19 protein-coding genes are annotated in these 22,290 nt (G+C 65.0%); 6 read left to right on the top strand and 13 right to left on the bottom strand.

Going from position 1 to position 22,290, the window contains the following annotated elements; all coding sequences use genetic code 11:
* Window positions 1-3: 3 nt before the first annotated feature.
* Together lolD and FAZ11_RS06195 are read right to left on the bottom strand one after the other, a co-directional pair.
* A complete protein-coding gene (lolD, locus tag FAZ11_RS06190) occupies window positions 4-705 on the bottom strand; it encodes a lipoprotein-releasing ABC transporter ATP-binding protein LolD (protein WP_058774165.1) in 702 nt (233 codons plus the stop codon).
* Complete coding sequence (locus FAZ11_RS06195; protein ID WP_058774164.1) at window positions 698-1,948, bottom strand: lipoprotein-releasing ABC transporter permease subunit; 1,251 nt, start codon at window positions 1,946-1,948, stop codon at window positions 698-700. Before FAZ11_RS06195 ends, lolD begins: the two co-directional genes overlap by 8 nt.
* Before the next feature lie 106 nt (window positions 1,949-2,054).
* Between FAZ11_RS06195 and FAZ11_RS06200 the strand changes: the two genes are divergently transcribed.
* The 3 genes from FAZ11_RS06200 to FAZ11_RS06210 are packed head-to-tail and all read left to right on the top strand — an operon-like array spanning window position 2,055 to window position 3,624.
* On the top strand, window positions 2,055-2,612 hold the full coding sequence (locus tag FAZ11_RS06200; RefSeq protein WP_058774163.1) for a PilZ domain-containing protein: 558 nt from the start codon (window positions 2,055-2,057) through the stop codon (window positions 2,610-2,612).
* Window positions 2,609-2,899, top strand: coding sequence for a hypothetical protein (locus tag FAZ11_RS06205; protein WP_058774162.1), 291 nt, complete (start codon window positions 2,609-2,611; stop codon window positions 2,897-2,899). The genes FAZ11_RS06200 and FAZ11_RS06205 overlap by 4 nt, the downstream gene beginning before the upstream one ends.
* Before the next feature lie 8 nt (window positions 2,900-2,907).
* Complete coding sequence (locus tag FAZ11_RS06210) at window positions 2,908-3,624, top strand: glycerophosphodiester phosphodiesterase (RefSeq protein WP_058774161.1); 717 nt, start codon at window positions 2,908-2,910, stop codon at window positions 3,622-3,624.
* A 237-nt stretch (window positions 3,625-3,861) separates the two neighbouring features.
* On the opposite strand, the gene sthA is transcribed toward FAZ11_RS06210, so the two are convergent.
* Window positions 3,862-5,256, bottom strand: a complete 1,395-nt coding sequence (sthA, locus tag FAZ11_RS06215; protein ID WP_058759965.1) for a Si-specific NAD(P)(+) transhydrogenase — start codon at window positions 5,254-5,256, stop codon at window positions 3,862-3,864.
* 205 nt (window positions 5,257-5,461) lie between these two features.
* Window positions 5,462-6,904 carry a glyceraldehyde-3-phosphate dehydrogenase gene (locus FAZ11_RS06220; RefSeq protein ID WP_058766685.1) on the bottom strand — a complete coding sequence of 481 codons (1,443 nt, stop codon included), beginning with the start codon at window positions 6,902-6,904 and terminating at the stop codon, window positions 5,462-5,464.
* A gap of 154 nt (window positions 6,905-7,058) precedes the next feature.
* On the opposite strand from FAZ11_RS06220, the gene mfd reads away from it, so the two are divergent.
* Window positions 7,059-10,508, top strand: coding sequence for a transcription-repair coupling factor (mfd, locus tag FAZ11_RS06225; RefSeq protein ID WP_058774160.1), 3,450 nt, complete (start codon window positions 7,059-7,061; stop codon window positions 10,506-10,508).
* A gap of 47 nt (window positions 10,509-10,555) precedes the next feature.
* On the opposite strand, the gene FAZ11_RS06230 is transcribed toward mfd, so the two are convergent.
* The 3 genes from FAZ11_RS06230 to FAZ11_RS06240 all read right to left on the bottom strand — a co-directional run bounded on the left by FAZ11_RS06230 (window position 10,556) and on the right by FAZ11_RS06240 (window position 13,252).
* Window positions 10,556-11,299 (bottom strand): S-methyl-5'-thioinosine phosphorylase, encoded by a 744-nt coding sequence (locus FAZ11_RS06230; protein WP_058774159.1) that lies wholly within the window; start codon window positions 11,297-11,299, stop codon window positions 10,556-10,558.
* Between the two features lie 169 nt (window positions 11,300-11,468).
* On the bottom strand, window positions 11,469-12,461 hold the full coding sequence (nagZ, locus tag FAZ11_RS06235; protein WP_058774158.1) for a beta-N-acetylhexosaminidase: 993 nt from the start codon (window positions 12,459-12,461) through the stop codon (window positions 11,469-11,471).
* A gap of 80 nt (window positions 12,462-12,541) precedes the next feature.
* Window positions 12,542-13,252, bottom strand: coding sequence for a TetR/AcrR family transcriptional regulator (locus FAZ11_RS06240; protein ID WP_058759961.1), 711 nt, complete (start codon window positions 13,250-13,252; stop codon window positions 12,542-12,544).
* Between the two features lie 233 nt (window positions 13,253-13,485).
* Between FAZ11_RS06240 and lexA the strand changes: the two genes are divergently transcribed.
* Both lexA and sulA read left to right on the top strand, forming a co-directional pair.
* Window positions 13,486-14,097 (top strand): transcriptional repressor LexA, encoded by a 612-nt coding sequence (gene lexA / locus FAZ11_RS06245; protein WP_058759960.1) that lies wholly within the window; start codon window positions 13,486-13,488, stop codon window positions 14,095-14,097.
* Window positions 14,098-14,272: 175 nt separating this feature from the next.
* Entirely contained in the window at window positions 14,273-14,773 is a 501-nt protein-coding gene (sulA, locus tag FAZ11_RS06250) for an SOS-induced cell division inhibitor SulA (RefSeq protein WP_058766681.1), read from the top strand.
* Between the two features lie 64 nt (window positions 14,774-14,837).
* On the opposite strand, the gene FAZ11_RS06255 is transcribed toward sulA, so the two are convergent.
* The 6 genes from FAZ11_RS06255 to fadB all read right to left on the bottom strand — a co-directional run bounded on the left by FAZ11_RS06255 (window position 14,838) and on the right by fadB (window position 22,206).
* Window positions 14,838-15,074 carry a hypothetical protein gene (locus tag FAZ11_RS06255; RefSeq protein ID WP_058766680.1) on the bottom strand — a complete coding sequence of 79 codons (237 nt, stop codon included), beginning with the start codon at window positions 15,072-15,074 and terminating at the stop codon, window positions 14,838-14,840.
* A gap of 134 nt (window positions 15,075-15,208) precedes the next feature.
* On the bottom strand, window positions 15,209-15,727 hold the full coding sequence (locus FAZ11_RS06260) for a DUF6586 family protein (RefSeq protein WP_058774157.1): 519 nt from the start codon (window positions 15,725-15,727) through the stop codon (window positions 15,209-15,211).
* A 59-nt stretch (window positions 15,728-15,786) separates the two neighbouring features.
* Complete coding sequence (gene topA, locus FAZ11_RS06265; RefSeq protein ID WP_058774156.1) at window positions 15,787-18,393, bottom strand: type I DNA topoisomerase; 2,607 nt, start codon at window positions 18,391-18,393, stop codon at window positions 15,787-15,789.
* Window positions 18,394-18,540: 147 nt separating this feature from the next.
* Window positions 18,541-18,792, bottom strand: a complete 252-nt coding sequence (locus tag FAZ11_RS06270; RefSeq protein ID WP_058759956.1) for a DUF1653 domain-containing protein — start codon at window positions 18,790-18,792, stop codon at window positions 18,541-18,543.
* 69 nt (window positions 18,793-18,861) lie between these two features.
* Window positions 18,862-20,040: an acetyl-CoA C-acyltransferase FadA gene (gene fadA, locus FAZ11_RS06275; protein WP_058759955.1), complete on the bottom strand. Its 1,179-nt coding sequence runs from the start codon at window positions 20,038-20,040 to the stop codon at window positions 18,862-18,864.
* A gap of 18 nt (window positions 20,041-20,058) precedes the next feature.
* A complete protein-coding gene (gene fadB / locus FAZ11_RS06280; RefSeq protein WP_137279156.1) occupies window positions 20,059-22,206 on the bottom strand; it encodes a fatty acid oxidation complex subunit alpha FadB in 2,148 nt (715 codons plus the stop codon).
* Window positions 22,207-22,290: the final 84 nt, after the last annotated feature.

Here is a 22,290-nt window from a genome sequence, read left to right on the forward strand (position 1 = left end):
ACCTCAGAACTGCCGGGCTGGGGTGGCGTCGACCAGATGGCCTTCGTCCAGGCGCAGCATCCGGTCCATCTGGCCGGCCAGGGTCTGGTCGTGGGTCACCACCAGGAAGGCCGTGCGCAGCGAAGTGGAGAGCTCCAGCATCAACTCCTTGATGCCATGGGCGGTGTGCTGGTCGAGGTTGCCGGTGGGCTCGTCGAGCAGCACCAGCTTGGGCTGGTTGACCAGGGCGCGGGCGATGGCCACGCGCTGGCGCTCACCACCGGACAGCTCAGCCGGCTTGTGCCCCAGGCGATGACCGAGGCCGACCCGCTCCAGCAGCTTGGCGGCCCGCTCGCGGGCCTCGCCGATGGAGGCCTTGCCGATCAGCAAGGGCATGCAGACGTTTTCCAGGGCGCTGAATTCGGGCAGCAGGTGGTGGAACTGATAGACGAAGCCCATGGCGCGGTTGCGCAAGAGGCCGCGGGCCTTCTCGTTCAGCGCCGAGAGCTCTTCGCCGTCGAGCCAGACACTGCCACTGCTGGGGGTATCGAGGCCGCCCAGCAGGTTCAACAGGGTGGTCTTGCCCGACCCCGAACTGCCGACGATGGAGACGCGCTCGCCCGGTTGCAGGGCCAGTTGCACGTTGCTCAGCACCTCGACGGTCTGGGGGCCTTCCTCGTAGCGCTTGCCCAGGTCCTGGCAACGCAAAACGGCTCGATCATTCATAACGCAGGGCCTCGGCGGGTTGGGTACGGGCGGCGCTCCAGGAGGGATAGAGCGTGGCCAGGAAGCTCAGGGCGAAGGAAGCGCCACAGACCAGCAGGACGTCGTGCAGCTGCAATTGCGCCGGCAGGTAGTCGATGAAGTACACCTCGGCATTGAGGAACTGGTGACCGGTCACCTGCTGCACCCAGGCCAGCACGGCGCTGACGTTGAGCGCGGCGATCACGCCCAGCACACAGCCGATGGCGGTGCCGATGACGCCGATGAAGGTCCCCTGGACCATGAACACCGCCATGATCTGCTTGGGCGTGGCGCCCAGGGTGCGCAGGATGGCGATGTCGGATTTCTTGTCGGTCACCACCATCACCAGGGTGGAGACGATGTTGAAGGCGGCCACGGCGACGATCAGCAGCAGCAGCAGGCCGATCATGGTCTTTTCCATGCCGATGGCCTGGTAGAGATTGCCGTGGGTGCGCGTCCAGTCGCGGGCGTACCAGTCGTTGCCGGGCAGTTGGCGGGCGATACTCCAGGACACGTCGGGCGCCTGGAATAGGTCGTGCAGCTTCAGGCGCACGCCCTGTACCGCGCCAGTCGGCCAACGTTGCAGCCGCGCGGCGTCCTCGATGTTGATGAGACCCACCGAACCGTCCAGTTCGCCGGCGCCGACGCTGAAGATGCCCACCACGGTGAATCTCTTCATGCGCGGGAACACCCCGGCGGGGGTCACGGCCACTTCGGGGGCGATATAGGTGACCTTGTCGCCCACCTTGACCCCGAGTTTCTCGGCCGCCAGCGAACCGATGATAATGCCGAACTCGCCCGGCTTGAGGTCGTCGAGCTGACCCTGGCGCATGAAGCCGCCGATGATCGAGACCTTGGGTTCCTCGGTTGGATCTATGGCGTTGAGCAGCACGGACTGCACCGCCTTGCCGCGGGCCAGCATGCCCTGTAACTGGGTAAAGGGCGCCACCGCGGCGACCTGGCTGTTCTGCAATGCCTTGTCGCGGACACTGCGCCAATCGAGCACCGGCTGGTAGGACTCGACGGTGGCGTGGGGAATCATGCCCAGGACGCGCTCGCGCATCTCGCGGTCGAATCCATTCATGACCGATAGCACCACGATCATGACGATGACGCCGAGGGCCAGGCCGATCATGGAGGTGAGCGAGATGAAGGAGACGAAATGATTGCGGCGCTTGGCGCGGACGTAACGCAGGCCAAGGTAGATCGGCAGGGGTCTGAACATAGGCTCGCTTGCACGGCGGAAAGACGTAGGCGCCCTGCGGGTTGGACGGCGACACCGTGCCGGCTCGCCGGCTACACTCGGGGCCATCACCCACGGAGCGGCCCACATGACCACCCCAGACGCGCGTGAACGGCGGGAATACTATCGCATCACCGACCGCATCGCACTGCAAATCAGCCCTGCCGACGGCGTCCCCGGCGAGACCGCCCCCCTGTTCGCACTCTTGAGCGAATTGCACCAGCTGGAATTCGAATCCCGTCACCTGCTGCGCAATCTGGATGACCGCGACCGCGACCGCGCCGTCACCGCCTGCCTGCGGCTGGTACACAAGCGCCTCGACCTGCTTGGCCAGGCCTTCACCTGGAATCTGCTGCACGACAGCGGCGCCACCCGCGAGGTGGTGCTCTCCGAAGGCGGCCTGGCGTTCGTCGATGCCGAGCCCTATGCCCTGGGCACCCGGCTCGATCTGCGCATGGCCCTGCCGCCGCAGGGACTGGGACTCCAGGTGCTGGCCGAGGTGACCAGTTGCCAGGCGGTGGCCGGCGGCCATGAAATCGGCACCAGCTTCATCGCGTTGGAAGACGCCCAGCGCCAACTGCTGGCGCGCCACGTCTTGCGCCAGCAGGCACGGGTACGCCGCGCCGACCGCGGAGACGAGGCGTGAAAGGTCCCTGGCTGGCGTTCCTGCTGCTCGGCGCCGCCCTCCCCGGCTGGGCCGAGACCCTGAGGATTCCGCTCGGCCAACAGGGCGATTCGAGCATACCCGTGCCCGCTCGCGGCGAGACCCGCAGCCAGGTCCTGGAGCGCTTCGGCCTGCCCGACGAAGAGCATCCTCCGGTTGGTCACCAGCCCATTCGCCGCTGGGACTATCGTGACTTCAGTGTCTATTTCGACAACGATCGGGTTCTGGATACGGTCCGCGAACCGCGTCGCCCGTCCCCCTCACCCTAGGAGCCTTCATGACCCTTATCTACGGACACCGCGGCGCCCGCGGCGAAGCCCCGGAAAACACCCTGGCTGGCTTCGAGCTGTGCCTGGAACTGGGCGTCCACCGTTGCGAGCTGGACCTGCATCTGTCGCGGGATGGTGAGCTGGTGGTGATCCACGACCCGACCCTGAAGCGCACCACGGGTCGCGGCGGCAAGGTCAGCGAGAAGCTCGTCGCCGACCTGGTGGCCCTGGACGCCCGCCAGGGTGGCCCGGTCTGGCCGCGCCCCTGCCCCATCCCGACCTTGCGCGAACTCTTCGAGAAGTGCCGCTTCGAGCATTGGCAACTGGAGGTGAAGAGCGCCTCGCGGGTCCGGGCGGCGCAGACCGTCAAAGCCATCGCCCACCTGGTCGAGGAATTCGGCCTGCAGGACAAGGTGACCGTCACCAGCTCCTCGCGCGAAGTCCTGCGCGCCCTGCAGCGGGATACACCGCACCTGGCGCGCGGGCTGGTAGCGGAATACGCCTGGCTGGATCCGCTCAAGGTCGCGGCCCACTATGGTTGCCACCTGCTGGCGCTGAATTGGACGCTGTGCACCCCGGAGCGGCTGCTCAAGGCCCAGCGCCAGGGCCTGCACGTCTCGGTGTGGACGGTGAACGACGCCAACCTGATGCGCCGCCTGGCCGATTTCGGCGCGGATAGCCTGATCACCGATTTTCCGAGTTTGGCGCGGCGGACGTTGGGGTAGGCGCTGGCGCAGGTCAAAGCCCGGGACGTGTAGGGCTTCGCTGCGCTCAACCCAACCTACCTGACATCGCGGCCATGGCGGTCCGCCGATGCGGTCGCGAAAACCGTAGCGTGGAAAACGGCGGAGCCTTTTCCACTGAAAGGCTGCTGCAGGGACACCCTCACCCCAGCCCTCTCCCAGAGGGAGAGGGGGCTATCCGAGCGGGCGCTCATCGCCGTGCGCCCGACACAGGCCGACTCAGAACAACCGATTCAAACCATCGAACGCCGCTACCCGGTAGGCTTCGGCCATTGTCGGGTAGTTGAAGGTGGTGTTGACGAAGTAGCGGATGCTGTTCGCCTCGCCTTCCTGGTTCATGATCGCCTGGCCGATGTGCAGGATCTCCGAGGCCTGGTCGCCGAAGCAGTGCACGCCGAGCACCTGCAGGGTTTCGCGGTGGAAGAGGATCTTCAGCATGCCCACCGGTTCGCCGGAAATCTGCGCCCGAGCCATGCTCTTGAAGAAGGCCTTGCCCACCTCGTAGGGCACCTTTTCCTGGGTCAGCTCGCGCTCGGTCTTGCCCAGCGAGCTGATCTCCGGAATGGTGTAGATGCCGGTGGGGATGTCGTTAACTACCCGCCCGTTGTTGTCGTGCAGGATGTTGTCCGAGGCCGAACGACCCTGGTCGTAGGCGGCGCTGGCCAGGCTCGGCCAGCCGATGACGTCGCCCGCGGCGTAGATGTTGGGCACCGAGGTCCGGTAGTTCTCGTCGACGCTGACCTGGCCGCGGCTGTTCACCGAGATACCCACGTTGGTCAGCCCCAGGTGATCGGTATTGCCGGTCCGGCCGTTACACCAGAGCAGGGCATCGGCGCGCAGCTTCTTGCCCGACTTCAGGTGCAGGACCACGCCATGTTCCTGGCCTTCGATGCGCTCGTACTCTTCGTTGTGGCGAATGAGCACATTGTTGTTCTGCAAGTGGTAGCTCAGGGCGTCGGAGATCTCGTCGTCGAGGAAGCTGAGCAACTGGTCGCGGTTGTCGATCAGGTCCACCAGCACGCCGAGGCCGCTGAAGATGGAGGCGTATTCGCTGCCGATCACCCCGGCACCGTAGATGATCAACCGGCGCGGGGTATGGGTCAGGGACAGGATGGTGTCGCTGTCGTAGATGCGCGGATGGCTGAAGTCCACGTCCACCGGGCGATAGGGACGCGAGCCGGTGGCGATGATGACCTGCTTGGCCACCAGGCGCTCCAGGTCGCCGCGCAGGTTGACGATCTCGATGGTGTTCTCGTCGGCGAAGCTGGCGGTGCCGAAGAACAGGTCGACGCGGTTACGCGCGTAATAGCTGGTGCGCGAGGACACCTGACGGGCGATCACCCGCTCGGCGCTGCGCAGCACGTCGGGAAAGGAGAACCAGCGCGGCTCGCCAATGGAGCGGAACATCTCGTTGGTGTTGAACTGGATGATCTGCTTGACCGAATGGCGCAGCGCCTTGGACGGAATGGTGCCCAGGTGGGTGCAGTTGCCGCCGACCACCTGGCGATTGTCCACCACCGCCACCCGCCGACCATTCTTGGCGGCGTTCATCGCCGCGCCCTCGCCTGCCGGTCCCGAACCCAGTACCACCACATCGTAGCTATAGACCGCCATGCTTTCTCCTCAGAAGGTTAGCCGTCCGCAGGCGACGGCTGGAGCCGGGCAGCCTCGCGAGGCCGTCCGACGTGAGACGCAAGCCCAGGGCTGCGACCTCTTGTCACGGGTGGCTATTGTGGCGCAAAACCCATACAAAACGAAAACGGGAGCCGTGTGGGCTCCCGTTTTTTCTCGCAAGTCAGCCTTGCTTAGGACGCAAGACTCAGGCCGGGAAGGCCGGCGGATTCACGCCCGCGATTTCTTCCAGCACCCGGACGACCTGGCAGCTGTAGCCGAATTCGTTGTCGTACCAGACATAGAGCACGACCCGGTTGTCGCTGACGATGGTGGCCCCGGCATCGACCACGCCCGCATGGCGGGAGCCGACGAAGTCGCTGGACACCACTTCCGGCGAATTCACGAAATCGATCTGCTTGTGCAGCGGCGAATGCAGCGCCATGTTGCGCAGGTACTCGTTGATCTCGTCCTTGCTGGTAGCGTTCTCCAGGTTCAGGTTGAGGATCGCCATGGAGACGTTGGGCGTCGGTACGCGGATGGCGTTGCCGGTCAGCTTGCCAGCCAGTTCCGGCAGCGCCTTGGCCACGGCCTTGGCGGCGCCGGTCTCAGTGATCACCATGTTCAGCGCGGCGCTGCGGCCACGGCGATCGCCCTTGTGGAAGTTGTCGATCAGGTTCTGGTCGTTGGTGTACGAGTGCACGGTCTCGACGTGACCGTTGACGATGCCGTACTTGTCGTTGACCGCCTTGAGGATCGGCACGATGGCGTTGGTGGTGCAGGACGCCGCGGTGACGATGGTGTCTTCGGCGGTGATGGTGTCATGGTTGATGCCATGCACGATGTTCTTCAGGTTGCCCTTGCCCGGCGCGGTCAGCACCACGCGGGAAACACCCTTGCACTTGAGGTGCTGGCCCAGGCCTTCGGCATCGCGCCATTTGCCGGTGTTGTCGACCACGATGGCATCCTGGATGCCGTACTGGGTGTAGTCGACGCTGGTGGGATCGTTGGAGTAGATCACCTTGATCAGGGTACCGTTGGCACACAGGGTGCTGTTGGCCTCGTCGACGGTGATGGTGCCGTCGAAGGAACCGTGCACGGAATCGCGACGCAGCAGGCTGGCACGCTTGACCAGGTCGTTGTCGGCGCCCTTGCGCACGACGATGGCGCGCAGGCGCAGGCCGTCGCCGCTACCCTGGTGCTCGATGAGGATGCGGGCCAGCAGGCGACCGATGCGACCGAAACCGTACAGGACGACGTCGGTACCCTTACGCTGCTCGACACCCTGCTTGCCGACCACGGCGGACAGCTCGCTACGCAGGAAGTCCTTGAGGTCGCGACCGGCACCCTCGGCCTTGAATTTCAGGCTCAGGCGGGCCAGGTCGATGGAGGCGGCACCCAGTTCCAGCTCGCTCAGGGCCTTCACCAGCGGGAAGGTGTCCTGCACCGACAGCTCGACGTTGTCGATCTGGCGCGCGAAACGATGGGCCTTGAGAATGGAGATCACCGAACGGTTGACCAAACCGCGACCGTAAATGGAGGTCACAACATTGTTGTTACGGTACAGCTGACCAATCAGGGGAATCATGGCCTCGGCGAGCGCTTCGCGATCGATCCATTCTTCAAGGCACTGCTCAGGCTTCTGACTCACGACAAATCCTTCCCTATGTAGGAGCTGAAAAAAGGAACTACATTATGACCGCGCCGCCTCTCCCAGGCAATCAACGCGCGTCGCTGCACTGACAGCGTGAAAGGCCGGTCGTTACAATCCCAACCCTCCCGAAATCCACCGGAGTTCCGCCCGCGTGTCAGTTTTGCGTACCCCGTCAATTCCTGAAACCGCCGGCCGCCAGCAGTGGGGCAATTTGCCCGGCGCCGCGCTAGCCCTTGCCATCGCTGAAGCCGCCAAGGCCGCGACGCGCCGCTTTACCCTGCTGATCACCCAGGACAGTCAGACCGCCGACCGCCTGGAGCAGGAATTGCGCTTCTTCGCCCCGGAACTGCCGGTGCTGAATTTTCCCGATTGGGAGACGCTGCCCTACGATGTCTTCTCCCCTCACCAAGACATCATTTCCCAGCGCGTCGCCACCCTTTATCGCTTGCCGGAGCTGTCCCACGGCATTTTGGTAGTCCCTCTGGCGACCGCCCTACACCGCTTGGCGCCGACCCGTTTCCTGCTCGGCAGCAGCCTGGTGCTGGACGTCGGCCAGCGGCTGGACGTGGACGCCACCCGCTCGCGCCTGGAAGCGGCCGGCTATCGATATGTGGATACGGTGTACGAACACGGCGAGTTCGCCGTACGCGGCGCCCTGATCGATCTCTTCCCCATGGGCAGCAGCCTGCCCTACCGGATCGATCTGTTCGACGACGAGATCGAGACGCTGCGCACCTTCGATCCGGAGACGCAGAGGTCCATCGACAAGGTCGACAGCATCCGCCTGTTGCCCGCGCGGGAGTTCCCGCTGCACAAGGAGGCCGTGACCGGCTTCCGGGCGCGCTTTCGCGAGAGGTTCGACGTGGACTATCGCCGTTGCCCTATCTACCAGGATCTGGCCAGCGGCATCACCCCGGCGGGCATCGAGTACTATCTGCCGCTGTTCTTCGAGGAGACCTCCACCCTCTTCGACTACCTGCCGGCCAACACCCAGGTGTTTTCCCTGCCGGGCATCGAGCAGGCGGCCGAGCAATTCTGGACCGACGTCCGTGCCCGCTACGAGGACCGGCGGGTCGATCCGGAGCGCCCACTGCTGCCGCCGGCCGAAGTCTTTCTGCCGGTGGAAGACTGCTTCGCCCGGCTGAAGAATTGGCCACGGGTGGTGATAGGCGCGGAGGATCTGGAGTCCGGTGTGGGCCGCGAGCGCTTCCAGGCGCGGGCGCTGCCGGACCTGGCCATCGACGCCAAGGCCAGCCAGCCATTGGCGGCCCTGGAACACTTCATCACCGACTTCCCCGGTCGCGTGCTGTTCACCGCCGAGAGCGCCGGCCGCCGTGAGGTGCTGCTGGAATTGCTGGCCCGCCTGAATCTGCGCCCCGGCCAGGTCGAGGGCTGGGCGGCCTTCCAGGCCAGTGGCGAGCGCATCGCCATCGCCTTGGCGCCGCTGGACGAAGGCCTGGTACTGGATGACGCCGGCGTCGCCCTGATCCCGGAAAATCCGCTGTTCGGCCAGCGCATCATGCAGCGCCGCCGGCGCGAGAAAGGCCGCGACGCCGGCGATAACGTCATCAAGAACCTCACCGAGCTGCGCGAAGGTGCGCCGGTGGTGCACATCGATCACGGCGTCGGCCGCTACATGGGCCTGATCACCCTGGAGTTGGACGACCAGCCCCAGGAATTCCTGCTGCTCGAATACGCCGACGACGCCAAGCTCTATGTGCCGGTGGCCAACCTGCACCTGATCGCCCGCTACTCGGGTACCGACGACGCCCTGGCGCCGCTGCACAAGCTGGGTTCGGAAGCCTGGCAGAAGGCCAAGCGCAAGGCCGCCGAGCAGGTCCGCGACGTCGCCGCCGAACTGCTCGACATCTATGCCCGTCGCGCCGCGCGCAAGGGCTATGCCTTCAAGGACCCGGCGGTCGACTACGCCACCTTCTCCGCCGGCTTCCCCTTCGAGGAGACCCCGGACCAGCAGGCCGCCATCGAGGCGGTACGCAAGGACATGCTGGCCGGCACGCCCATGGATCGCCTGGTCTGCGGCGACGTCGGCTTCGGCAAGACCGAGGTAGCCATGCGCGCGGCCTTCATCGCCGTGCACGGTGGACGCCAGGTGGCGGTGCTGGTGCCCACCACCCTGCTCGCCCAGCAGCACTACAACAGCTTCCGCGACCGCTTCGCCGACTGGCCGGTGCGCGTCGAGGTGATGAGCCGCTTCAAGTCGACCCAGGAGGTCGCTGCCGCGGCGCGCGAGCTGGCCGAAGGCAAGATCGACATCATCATCGGCACCCACAAGCTGTTGCAGGGTGATGTGAAGTTCAAGGACCTGGGCCTGGCCATCATCGACGAGGAACACCGCTTCGGGGTGCGCCAGAAGGAACAGCTCAAGTCGCTGCGCAGCGAGGTGGACATCCTCACCCTCACCGCCACGCCGATTCCGCGCACCCTTAACATGGCCGTGTCGGGCATGCGCGACCTGTCCATCATCGCCACGCCGCCGGCGCGGCGCCTGTCGGTGCGCACCTTCGTCATGGAGGAGCAGAACGCGGTGATCAAGGAAGCCCTGCTGCGCGAACTCCTGCGCGGCGGCCAGGTGTACTTCCTGCACAACGAGGTCAAGACCATCGAGAAGCGCGCCCGCGAGCTGGCGGAACTGGTGCCCGAGGCGCGCATCGGCATCGGCCACGGGCAGATGCGTGAGCGCGAACTCGAACAGGTGATGAGCGACTTCTACCACAAGAGATTCAACGTGCTGGTGGCCTCGACCATCATCGAGACCGGCATCGACGTGCCCAATGCCAACACCATCATCATCGAGCGCGCCGACAAGTTCGGCCTGGCCCAGCTGCACCAGTTGCGCGGCCGGGTCGGCCGTAGCCACCACCAGGCCTACGCCTACCTGCTCACCCCGCCGCGCAAGGGCATGACCCCGGACGCCGAGAAGCGCCTGGAGGCCATCGCTGGCGCCCAGGACCTGGGGGCAGGCTTCATCCTGGCCACCCACGATTTGGAGATCCGTGGTGCCGGCGAACTGCTCGGCGAAGGCCAGAGCGGCCAGATCCAGGCAGTCGGCTTCACCCTCTACATGGAAATGCTCGAGCGCGCGGTCAAGGCCATCCGCAAGGGCGAGCAGCCCAACCTGGAGCAACCCCTGGGCGGTGGGCCGGACATCAATCTGCGTGTCCCCGCGCTGATTCCGGAGGACTACCTGCCCGACGTCCATGCGCGACTGATCCTCTACAAGCGCATCGCCTCGGCGGCGGACGAGGAAGCTCTCAAGGAACTACAGGTGGAAATGATCGACCGCTTCGGCCTGCTACCCGAGCCAACCAAGAACCTGGTACGGCTGACGCTGCTCAAGCTGCGTGCGGAAGGCCTGGGCATCGTCAAGGTGGATGCCGGGCCTCAGGGCGGACGGCTGGAATTCGCCGCCGACACCCAGGTGGATCCGCTGGTGCTGGTGAAGATGATCCAGGCGCAGCCGAAGAAGTACCGGCTGGAAGGTGCCACGATGTTCAAGTTCCAGGTGCCGATGGAGCGCGCCGAGGAACGCTTCAACGTGCTGGAAGCCCTGTTCGATCGCCTGACGCCGGCTGCGACCTGAAGCCCGTGTCGCTCCCGAGATCCGCTCGGGAGCGGCGCAGGAGCCGATCAGTCCGCTATCAGCACCTCGGCCAGCACCTGGCGCACCTGGTCGATACCGCTGGCCAGGACGGCCTCGATCTCGGCCATGGTGATCTCCCGCTGCACCTTGCCGGCCGCCGGATTCACCACCAGCGCCAGGCAGGCATAGGGCAGGCCCAGCTCGCGGGCCAGGGCCGCTTCCGGCATCCCGGTCATGCCGACGATGTCGCAGCCATCGCGTTCCAGGCGGACGATCTCCCCGGCCGTCTCCAGCCGCGGCCCCTGGGTGGCGGCATAGACGCCATGGTCGCTGTGCGGCAGCTGCAGCGTGCGTAGTGCGCCGAGCAGTCGTTGCCGCAAGGGCTCGTCGTAGGGAAAGCTGAAGTCGATATGGGTGACATGCTCGAGGTCCGCCCCTTCGAAGAAGGTGTGGCCGCGACCCCAGGTGTAGTCCACCAGTTGATGGGGCACGCACAGGTGGCCGCTGCCCATGGCGGCGTGGATGCCACCCACGGCGTTCACCGCGAGGATGGCCTCGGCCCCGGCTTCCTTTAATGCCCAGAGGTTGGCGCGGTAGTTCACCTGGTGCGGCGGCAGACGATGGGGATGGCCATGGCGGGCCAGGAACAGCACGGGGCGCCCGGCATACTGGCCGCGCTGCACCGGCGCCGAGGGTTCGCCCCAGGGAGTGTCGAAGGTCTGGGCCTGGTCCAGCTCCAGACCGGCGAGCGCGGTGAGGCCGGTGCCGCCGATGATGGCGTAGGTAGTCATGGGAAGGTCCTTAGAGCCTGTTCAAAGGCTCGCGAGCTAGAGACAAACAAGGCGAAAATGCCTGAGGAAGAGGATCGGACTCGCGCTCGAGTTTACGTGTGGTAAATGAGCATTCCGAAGGCATTTTTAACGCGGTTTGGCCGACGCGCAGCAGGCTTTGAATAGACTCTTAGATGAGTTCAGCCTGGCGCAACCGTTGCAGAGCCTGGCTCCACTGCGGCTGCTGCCGGTAATCGAGATCCACGTGGCGCCGGGCCCTCATGCTGGCCAGCCGTGGCGCAGGCGCGATGCCCAGCTGCTGGACCCGGGTCAGGGCCAGCTCGGCCGCGGCGCGGTCATTGCAGACCAGACCCATGTCGCAGCCGGCGGTGAGCGCCGCCTCGACACGCTGACCGGCATCGCCGGCGACGTGGGCGCCGGCCATCGACAGGTCATCGCTGAAGATGACGCCCTGGTAACCCAGCTCGCCACGCAGTATGTCCTGCAGCCAACGCCGGGAGAAACCGGCCGGCTGGGGATCCACCGCCGGGTAGATGACATGGGCGGGCATGACCCCGCCCAGCCTGGGCAGCAGCGCCTGGAACGGGCGCAGGTCGGTGCGCTGCAGGGTGTCCAGATCGCGCTCGTCGGTGGGAATGGCGTAGTGGGAATCGGCTTCGGCCCAGCCATGCCCGGGGAAGTGCTTGCCAGTGGCGGCCATGCCGGCCTCGTTCATGCCGGCGATGAAGGCGCCGCCCAGTTCGATCACCTGCTCGGCGCTGCCGAAGGAACGCAGGCCTATGACCTGGCTGCGTTTATGGTCGACGTCCAGCACCGGGGCGAAGCTGAAATCCAGTCCTACCGCCAGGATCTCGGTCGCCATCAGCCAACCGCATAGGCGCGCCAGCTCGACGCTGTCCGCGCGCCCGGCCAACTGCCCCATGGCCGGCAGGCGTACCACGTCGCGCCGCAGGCGCTGGACACGGCCGCCCTCCTGATCCACTGCCAGCAGCAGCTCCGGCCGCACCGCGCGAATCGCCCGACAGAGTTCGCGGACCTGTCCCGGGGTTTCGATGTTGCGGGCGAACAGGATCAGTCCACCCACCTCCGGCTGGCGCAGCAACTGCCGATCCTCGGCGGTGAGCCAGGTGCCAGCGATATCGACCATCAGGGAGCCTTGCATGGGTACCTCGTCCGAATGCTCCGGCGCACGGCGCCGTGAAAGGGACGCAAGCTTAACCCAGGCGCCGCCGGCCCCGCAGCCTAGTAGGTCTCGGCGACTTCAACCGCGACCGGACGCCGCGGCCGATACTGGGCCTGCACCAGTTCCGGCTCGTGCATGGCACTGGGTGCACGCATGCCAGTGGCCAGGAAGGGCACCATCAGGCGCAGCACCTGATCGGTGTGGGTATCCACGCCGAAATCGTTCTCGCCGATGGCCCGCAATGCCTTGATGCCGGACATGCTGAACACCGCGGCGCCCAGCATGAAATGCGCCCGCCAGAACAGCTCCAGGGGCGGGATCTCGGGCACGGCGCGATTCACCAGCAGCAGGAAGCGGCGGAACGCCCGCCCGTAGGTCTGCTCGAGGTACTTGCGCAAATGCCCCTGGCTCTGGCTGAAGGCCAGGCCGAGTAGGCGCATGAACACCGAAAGGTCGTTGCCGTGGCGTGGTTTGATGGCCAGGGAGTGATCCACCAGTAGATTCAGCAGCGCCTCAAGGCTCACCTCCTCCCCGGTCTTGGGCTGCCACTGATCCAGATCTCGCTCCAGATTGAAGCAGAAGGGATCGAGAAAGCGCGAGAACACTGCCTGGATCAGCGCCTTCTTGGAGCCGAAGTGGTAATTGACCGCTGCCAGGTTCACCCCGGCCCGGGTGGTGATGAGCCGCAACGAGGTTTCGGCGAACCCACGCTCGGCGAACAGCTGCTCGGCCGCATCCAGAATGCGCTCTACGGTATCCGACTGCGCCATGACCTTCCTCGATAGACGTTTTCTGTTTGAAACATATGTTTCAAACGCTATCCGCGTCAATCGCGCTCCTGCAGATGAGATGAAAGAGTGGCAAGCCGAGCGGGCTCCATCAGTCGAATGATCTGGGCAGTGGTGGATGGAACCTATCATCCGCTGCCGGTCGCGACAGCCTTGCCTGCCACCCAAAGTTACTGTATATAATCACAGCATCATTAGACGACGCGACGTGCATCATGCTGAAACTGACACCGCGACAAGCCGAGATCCTGGCCTTCATCAAGCGTTGCCTAGAAGCCAATGGCTTTCCGCCTACCCGCGCCGAGATCGCGCAGGAGCTTGGTTTCAAATCGCCGAACGCAGCCGAGGAGCATTTGAAGGCCCTGGCGCGCAAGGGCGCTATCGAGATGACGCCGGGCGCTTCCCGGGGCATCCGTATTCCGGGCCTGGATACCACGCGCAAGGCCGACGAAAGCCTGCCGGTCATCGGGCGGGTCGCCGCAGGCGCGCCCATCCTGGCGGAGCAGAACGTCGAAGAGAACTGCGCCATCAATCCGGCCTTCTTCCAGCCCCGTGCCGACTACCTACTCAAGGTCAAGGGCATGAGCATGAAGGACGTCGGTATCCTCGATGGCGACCTCCTGGCTGTGCACGTCACCCGCGAGGTACACAACGGCCAGATCGTCGTGGCCCGGGTCGGCGATGAAGTCACCGTTAAGAGATTCAAGCGTTCGGGCAATCAGGTCACCCTGCTGGCCGAGAACCCCGAGTTCGCCCCTATCGAGGTCGATCTTTCCAGTCAGGAATTCGCCATCGAAGGGTTAAGCGTCGGCGTCATCCGCCGCTAACCTCTAGGGCTGACCATGTCAGCCCTCGCTACCAACACACACTAACGCCGAAGTCTTGATCGGGGGGATAGGTTCGCGCTCCAGAAAGCGCTCAAGACCAGGCCGGAGAACAGTGACGTCCCGTATCGGTTACGGACGTCGAGTGGATTGATCGAGTCGCCTCCAGGAGGTCACCATGCAATTTCCCCTGATGTTCGATGCACCGCGCTCGTCCGTTCAAGAGCTGGATCTGGCACCCACGGTCCTGCTGCAGGAACTGACCGCCTTGCTACCCAAGCCCGGCAAGCCTGCGCGAGAGCTGCCGGCCGCTCCACTGCCGGATACCTTCAGCGAGATGTCCCTGCATGGCAGCCAGGAGCAGTGCCTGCAACTGCTGGCCCCTATCCTGCGGCAGCTCAGCGAGAAGGACGATGCCCGCTGGCTGACCCTGGTCACCCCGCCTTCGCTGCTGAGCAACGCCTGGCTGCGCAGTACCCATCTGAACAAGGAGCGGGTGTTGCTACTGCAGACACCGAGTTCCGCCAAGACCCTGCAACTGGCCTGCGAAGTGCTACGCAAAGGACAAAGTCATACGGTGATCAGTTGGCTGCACGACCTGAGCGATGCCGGCAAGCAGCAACTGGCGCGTGCGGCAGCGCAAGGCAACAGCCAGAGTCTGAACGTCAGATTCGCGTGATAGAGCGCGGGCGGGACGAAGAGTAGGGCGGCATTCCAGGACAGAATGCCGGACTTTCAGAGGATCAGTGCAGGACGCGCGGTTGATCGTCGCGCTGGAGGCTATCGCCTTCGGCCAGTCGGCCAGCCATCTGCACGCCCAGGTTGAACATGGCCTTGGCCACTTCTATCTGCTGTCCGTGCAGGAAATCCTTGGCATCGTTGGAGAACTCCAGGGTGACGAGGGCTTCCTCGTCGTCCGCGCGGCGCAATACGATGCGACCATCGGAGAGTTCAACGATTTCCAGGTAGGCAGTAGTCATTCAGTATCTCCACAGCTAAGCGGATAGTGTAACAGCGTGGGGTCTGAGAGGCTGACTTGCCTTGACCTTTTTCGACGGTCTGCAGGGCTGTCTTCCCTGACGGCCATTCAACGACTGCTTCGGGGTTGCTCGCGCTACCACTCCGTCATGGCACCGCGAAATCTGAGTGCCGTCTGCTTGAGGCTTTCTCGCCAGGCTTCCACCTCTTCGAGGCTCAATTCCGGCTCCGCGGGCTCCAGGCTCACCGCTTCGATCAGCGGCAGCGTCGGGTCCTGCTTGGGCCGCCGCGGCGCCTGGGGCGGCTGCAGCAGACGCTGGTACTCGGCGATCAGTCGCGCCAGCCAGGTCTCCGGATTGCCGGCCAGTTCGGCCAACTCGCCCATTTCCGGGCTGGGTGCCTCATCCAGGGCGGCGGGCGCGAGCAGCACCGCCAGCGAGGTGGCCTCCATGGTGGGGTGCCGGTAGAAACCCGCCACTTCCTGGCAGAGACCGAGCAGCGCGCCGTGCAAATGGAACAGGCAGGCTTCGCGTTCGGCCATGATGCGTCCCTGGCTTTGCGCCGAGGGCGCGGCCAGGGCCGAGCGCCAGCTTTCCAGCGCCAGGCCGGCGAAATAGAGCTTCTGGTTGGTCCGGGTGTAACGCTCGTTGGCCATGCCCTTCTCCTGCGACCGGCGCACCGGTCGGCTTGTCTCCCGCTAGCGCCGATCAGGCCCTAGCGCTTTTCTTCCACCTGCCACTTCTTGCCGTCGTAGAAGGCCTTCCAGCCGGTGGGCTTGCCCTCGACCTCGGTCTGTACGTACTGCTCCTTGGTCTTGCGACTGAAGCGGATCACTGCCGGGCGACCTTCGGAATCTTTCACCGGAGCGCTGAGCAGATAATGGTACTTGGGATCGATCTCGTCGCGATGGGGCAGCAGTTCGCTGACCAACGGTGCACGGGTCTCGCGATTCTTCGGGAAACCGCTGGCGGCCAGGAACAGCCCCGAGGCGCCGTCGCGCAGCACATAGGTGTCATCGACCTTCTCGCAGCGCAGCTCCGGCATCGGCACGGCGTCCATCTTCGGCGGAGCCGGCTCGCCATTCTTGAGCAGCTTGCGGGTGTTCTTGCAGGCCGGATTGGTACAGCCGAAGAACTTGCCGAAGCGACCGGTCTTGAGCTGCATCTCGCTGCCGCACTTGTCGCATTCCAGCGAGGGGCCTTCGTAGCCCTTGATGCGATAGCTGCCCTCTTCGATCTCGTAGCCCGGGCAGTCCGGGTTGTTGCCACAGACGTGCAGCTTGCGGTGCTCGTCGATCAGGTAGGCGTCCATCGCCGTGCTGCAGATGGGGCAACGATGCTTGCCGCGCAGCACCAGGGATTCCGACTCGCCCTCGTCGTCTTCGGCGATCTCGTCGCCCGGCACCAGGTTAATGGTGGCCTTGCAGCGCTCCTTGGGCGGCAGGGCATAGCCGGAGCAGCCGAGGAAGACGCCAGTGGAGGCGGTACGGATCATCATCGGCCGGCCGCAGACCTGGCAGGGAATGTCGGTCAGGGTCGGCTGGTTGGCTCGCATGCCCTTTTCGCCGGCCTCGGCGGTTTCCAGCTTCTGCTTGAAGTCGCCGTAGAATTCGTCGAGCAGATTCTTCCAGTCCCGCTCGCCCTGGGCAACGTCGTCCAGGTTGCCTTCCATGCTGGCGGTGAAGCCGAAGTCCATCAGGTTGGCAAAGCTTTCGTTGAGTCTGTCGGTGACGATGTCGCCCATCTTCTCGGCATAGAAACGGCGATTGTGCACCGTCACGTAGCCGCGATCCTGGATGGTGGAGATGATGGCGGCATAGGTGGACGGCCGACCGATGCCGCGCTTCTCCAATTCCTTGACCAGGCTGGCTTCGGAAAAGCGCGCCGGCGGCTTGGTGAAGTGCTGGCTCGGATCGAGCTTGATCAGGCCAAGGTCTTCACCCTGCTTCATCTCGGGCAGGACATCGTCGTCACCCGGCTTGCTCTGCTGCGGCAGGACGCGGGTGTAGCCATCGAACTTGAGGATGCGGCCACGGGCACGCAGCTCGAAGTCACCGGCCACGGCGGTCACCGTGGTGGACAGGTATTCGGCCGGCGGCATCTGGCAGGCCAGGAACTGACGCCAGATCAGCTCGTACAGGCGCTCGGCGTCGCGCTCCATGCCCGACAGGCTGTTGGGCTTGACGTTGACGTCGGACGGGCGGATGGCCTCGTGGGCTTCCTGGGCGCCTTCGCGGCTGCCGTAGACGTTGGCCTTTTCCGGCAGATATTTCTTGCCGAACTCGCTCTCGATGTAGCCGCGGGCCATGGCGATGGCATCGCCCGAGAGGTTGGTCGAGTCGGTACGCATGTAGGTGATGTAGCCGGCCTCGTAGAGACGCTGGGCCATCATCATGGTCTTCTTCACTCCGAAGCCCAGGCGATTGCTCGCCGCCTGCTGCAGGGTGGAGGTGATGAAGGGCGCCGAAGGCTTGCTGCTGGTCGGCTTGTCCTCGCGCTTGGCGATGCGATAGCCGGCTTTCTCCAGCTTGGCCAGGGCCGCCTTGGCCTGGGCTTCGTTGAGCGGCTTGAAGGCTTCACCCTTCTCGCGCACCACCTCGAAACGCACCTGGTCCTTTTTCGGCGTGGCCAGGTCGGCGTGGATTTCCCAGTATTCCTCGGGGACGAAGGCGCGGATCTCGCGCTCGCGCTCCACCACCAGCTTGACCGCAACGGACTGTACCCGACCAGCGGACAGGCCACGGGCGATCTTCGCCCACAGCAGCGGCGAGACCATGTAGCCGACCACACGGTCGAGGAAGCGACGGGCCTGCTGGGCATTGACGCGATTGATGTCCAGCTCGCCGGGCTGGGAGAAGGCATCCTGGATGGCCTTCTTGGTGATTTCGTTGAAGACCACGCGCTTGTAGCGCGAGTCGTCGCCACCGATGGCTTCCCGCAGGTGCCAGGCGATGGCCTCCCCTTCGCGGTCCAAGTCGGTTGCGAGATAGACGGTGTCGGCGTCCTTGGCCAGGCGGCGCAGTTCCTCGATCACCTTTTCCTTGCCGGGCAGGATCTCATAGTGCGCCTTCCAGCCGTGCTCGGGATCGACGCCCATGCGGGCGAACAGCTGGCGCCGGGCCTTTTCCTTGGGTGACAGCGCAGGCGCCTCGGCGGCGGTCTTGCGCGTCTTGGCGGCGGGCTCCTTGGCGGTGCCGGCGCCGCTGGTGGGAAGGTCGCGGATGTGGCCGATGCTCGACTTCACCACGTACTGGTTGCCCAGGTACTTGTTGATGGTCTTGGCCTTGGCCGGGGATTCCACGATGACCAGCGATTTACCCATGGGAGAGTCAGATTCCTGCTTGAAAGCGATGAGCGAGCGGAGAGCGAGCGCCGTAGCGGCGGATGAAGGACCAGCACGTCTTCGTCTGGTGCGCCGGGGCGGTCGGCCTACGCGGCACCGCTATATATAGTGGCGATGTCGGCAAGGTCAAGGCTGGGTCTTGGCATCCAGCCCCAAGGGATCGACTTCGGCGCTGATCAGCGCGAAGCGCGGCACCTGCTCGCCGTCCACCTGGACGCTCTCGCGAAACATGCTCAAGGGCCGGGCCCAGAGACCATATTCACCGTACAGCGCCTGATAGATGACCAGCTCTTCCTCGGTCTCCGAATGCCGGGCAAGGCCCAGTACCCGATACTGCTGACCCTTGTAGTGCCGGTAGAGTCCCGTCTGCAATGCCATGTTCCACCTCGAAAAAAGAAAACCGGGGCAGCCCTGGGGGCGCCCCGGTCGGATGACGCACGCCGCGGATCAGCGCAGGCGTTCGAACACCGTGGTGATGCCCTGGCCGAGACCCACGCACATGGTGGCCAGGCCGAAGGTGCCGTCATTCTGTTTCATGACATTTAACAGCGTGCCTGAAATCCGGGCGCCAGAGCAACCGAAGGGGTGACCCAGGGCGATGGCGCCGCCGTGCAGGTTGACCTTCTCGTCCATCTTGTCGAGCACCTTGAGGTCCTTCAGCACCGGCAGGGCCTGAGCGGCGAAGGCTTCGTTGAGCTCGATGAAGTCGATGTCGGCGATGGTCAGGCCGGCGCGCTTGAGCGCCTTCTGCGACGCCGGTACCGGACCGTAGCCCATGATCGCCGGGTCGACGCCGGCAACCGCCATGGAGCGGATCTTGGCCAGCGGCTGCAGGCCGAGGTCCTGGGCGCGCTGGGCGGACATGACCAGCATGCAGGAGGCGCCGTCGGTGATCTGCGAAGAGGTGCCCGCGGTCACGGTACCGCCCTTGGGGTTGAACGCCGGCTTCAGCGCGGCCAGGCCCTCGAGGGTGGTTTCCGGGCGAATGGTCTCGTCGAAATCGAAGACCTTGAGGAAGCCGTTTTCGTCGTGACCTTCCAGGGGAATGATCTCGTCCTTGAACTTGCCTTCCTGGGTGGCCTTCCAGGCCAGCTGGTGCGAGCGATAGCCGAACTGGTCCTGGGCCTCGCGGGTGATGCCGTGCATCTTGCCCAGCATCTCGGCGGTCAGGCCCATCATGCCGGAGGCCTTGGCGGCGTGCAGCGACAGCTGGGGATTCGGGTCGACGCCGTGCATCATGCCGACGTGGCCCATGTGCTCCACCCCGCCGACGACGAAGACGTCACCGTTACCGGTCTGGATCGCCTGGGCGGCGGTATGCAGGGCGCTCATGGAGGAACCGCACAGGCGACTGACCGTCTGGGCACCGCTGGTATGGGGGATACGGGTCAGCAGCGACGCCATGCGGGCGATGTTCCAGCCCTGCTCCAGGGTCTGGTTGACGCAGCCCCAGATCACGTCTTCCACCTCGGCCGGATTGACCTGGGGATTGCGGTCGAGGACCGCGTCGATCAGCCGCGCGGACAGGGTCTCGGCGCGGGTGTTGCGGTGCATGCCGCCCTTGGAACGGCCCATGGGCGTGCGGGCGAAGTCGACGATGACGACGTCTCTCGGATTAAGGCTCATCTTGTTCTGGCTCCTGGCTCAACCGAAGAAGCGTTGGCCGGCGGCGGCCATTTCGCGGAGTTTGGGGGTCGGGTGGTACAGCGGCCCGAGATCGGCATACTTGTCGGCCATGGCGACGAATTCGGCCACACCGAGGCTGTCGATGTAGCGCAGCGCGCCGCCACGGAAGGGTGGGAAGCCGATGCCGTAGATCAGGCCCATGTCGGCTTCGGCGGCGCTGTCGACGATACCGTCTTCCAGGCAGCGCACGGCCTCCAGGCACAGCGGCGCCATCATCCGCTCGACGATCTCCTCATCGGTGAATTCACGCTGTTCGTAGGTGACCGGTGCCAGCACCTCGGCCACGGCCGGATCGGCGACCTTCTTCGGCTTACCCTTTTTGTCGGTCTCGTAGACATAGAAGCCCTTGCCGTTCTTCTGGCCGAAGCGCTGGGCTTCGTAGAGGGCATCCACCGCGGTCTTGCGGCTTTCCTTCATGCGCTCGGGGAAGCCCTCGGCCATGACGTCACGGGCGTGGTGGGCGGTGTCCATGCCGACCACGTCCATCAGGTAGGCCGGGCCCATGGGCCAGCCGAATTTCTCCATCAGCTTATCGACACGCTGGAAATCGGCCCCCTGGGCCAGCAGCGCGGCGAAGCCGCCGAAGTAGGGGAAGAGGATACGGTTGACCAGGAAGCCGGGGCAGTCGTTGACCACGATGGGGTTCTTGCCCATCTGCCGGGCATAGGCCACGGTGGTGGCGATGGCCTTCTCGCTGGTCTTCTCGCCGCGGATCACCTCGACCAGGGGCATCATGTGCACCGGGTTGAAGAAGTGCATGCCGCAGAAGTTTTCCGGGCGCTTGAGCGCCTGGGCCAGCAGGCTGATGGAGATGGTGGAGGTATTGGAGGTGAGGATGGCGTCTTCGCGCACCTGGCCTTCGACTTCGGCCAGCACGGCCTGCTTGACCTTGGGATTCTCAACCACGGCCTCGACCACCAGGTCGACGCTCTTGAAGTCGCCATAGGACAGGGTCGGGCGAATGCGATTGAGCGCTTCGGCCATCTTCACCGGCTCCAGGCGGCCCTTCTCGACGCGCTTGTTGAGCAGCTTGCTGGCTTCGCTCAGGCCCAGCTCCAGGGCTTCGTCGCGGATGTCCTTCATCAGGATCGGCGTGCCCTTGAGCGCGGACTGGTAGGCGATACCGCCACCCATGATGCCGGCGCCCAGCACGCTGGCCAGCTTGACCGGCGCGGCCAGCTTCTCCAGCCCCTTGGCCTTGCGCTTGAGCGCCTGGTCGTTGAGGAACAGCCCCACCAGGCTGGCGGAGACCGAGGTCTGGGCCATCTTGGCGAAGCCGGCGCCTTCCACTTCCAGGGCCTTGTCGCGGCCGTAGTTGGCGGATTTCTGGATGGCCTTGATGGCCTCCAGCGGCGCCGGGTAATGCGGACCGGCTTGGCTGGCGACGAAGCCCTTGGCCGATTCGAAGGCCATCATGGCTTCGATGGCGTTGAGCTGCAGTTTCTCCAGCTTGGGCTTGCGCTTGGCGCGGTAATCCAGCTCGCCGGCGGCGGCGCGACGGACCAGGTCCAGCGCGGCGTCGAACAGGTGCTCAGGAGCCACCACGGCATCGGCCACGCCGACCTTGAGGGCGGTGGCGGCGTCGTTTTCCTTGCCGGAGGCGATCCACTCGATGGCGTTGTCGCTGCCGATCAGGCGCGGCAGGCGGACGGTACCACCCCAGCCGGGATAGATGCCCAGCTTGACTTCCGGCAGGCCGATGCGCGCGGCGGTGCTCAGCACCCGGTAGTCGGCGGCCAGGGTCATCTCGCAACCGCCACCCAGGGCGATGCCACCCACGGCGGCCACGGTGGGGACCGGCAGGTCTTCGAAGTCGTTGAAGATACGGTTGATCTCGGCGATGCCGGCCTGCAGCTCTTCGGTCGGCCGGCTGAACATCTCGACGAATTCGGTGATGTCGGCGCCGACGATGAAGACGTCCTTGCCGCTGGTGACGATGACGCCGCGCAGGCCGGCGTGGGCTTTCAGGGCATCCACGGCCTGGCGGAATTCGCGCAGGGTGATGGCGCTGAACTTGTTGACCGATTCGCCTTGGAGGTCGAAGCGAAGTTCGGCGATGCCGTCCTCCACGTCGCGCACCGAAAGGGCTTTGCCTTCGAAAATCATCAGCGGGTCTCCCTTGAGTCCTGGTCGCGAAGCGGGCGGCGGCTTCAGGTGGAAGCCGAGAATCGCCAGCCCCGATATTGTTCT

The sequence above is a fragment of the Pseudomonas rhizoryzae genome (assembly GCF_005250615.1).
Lineage (GTDB): Bacteria > Pseudomonadota > Gammaproteobacteria > Pseudomonadales > Pseudomonadaceae > Chryseomonas > Chryseomonas rhizoryzae.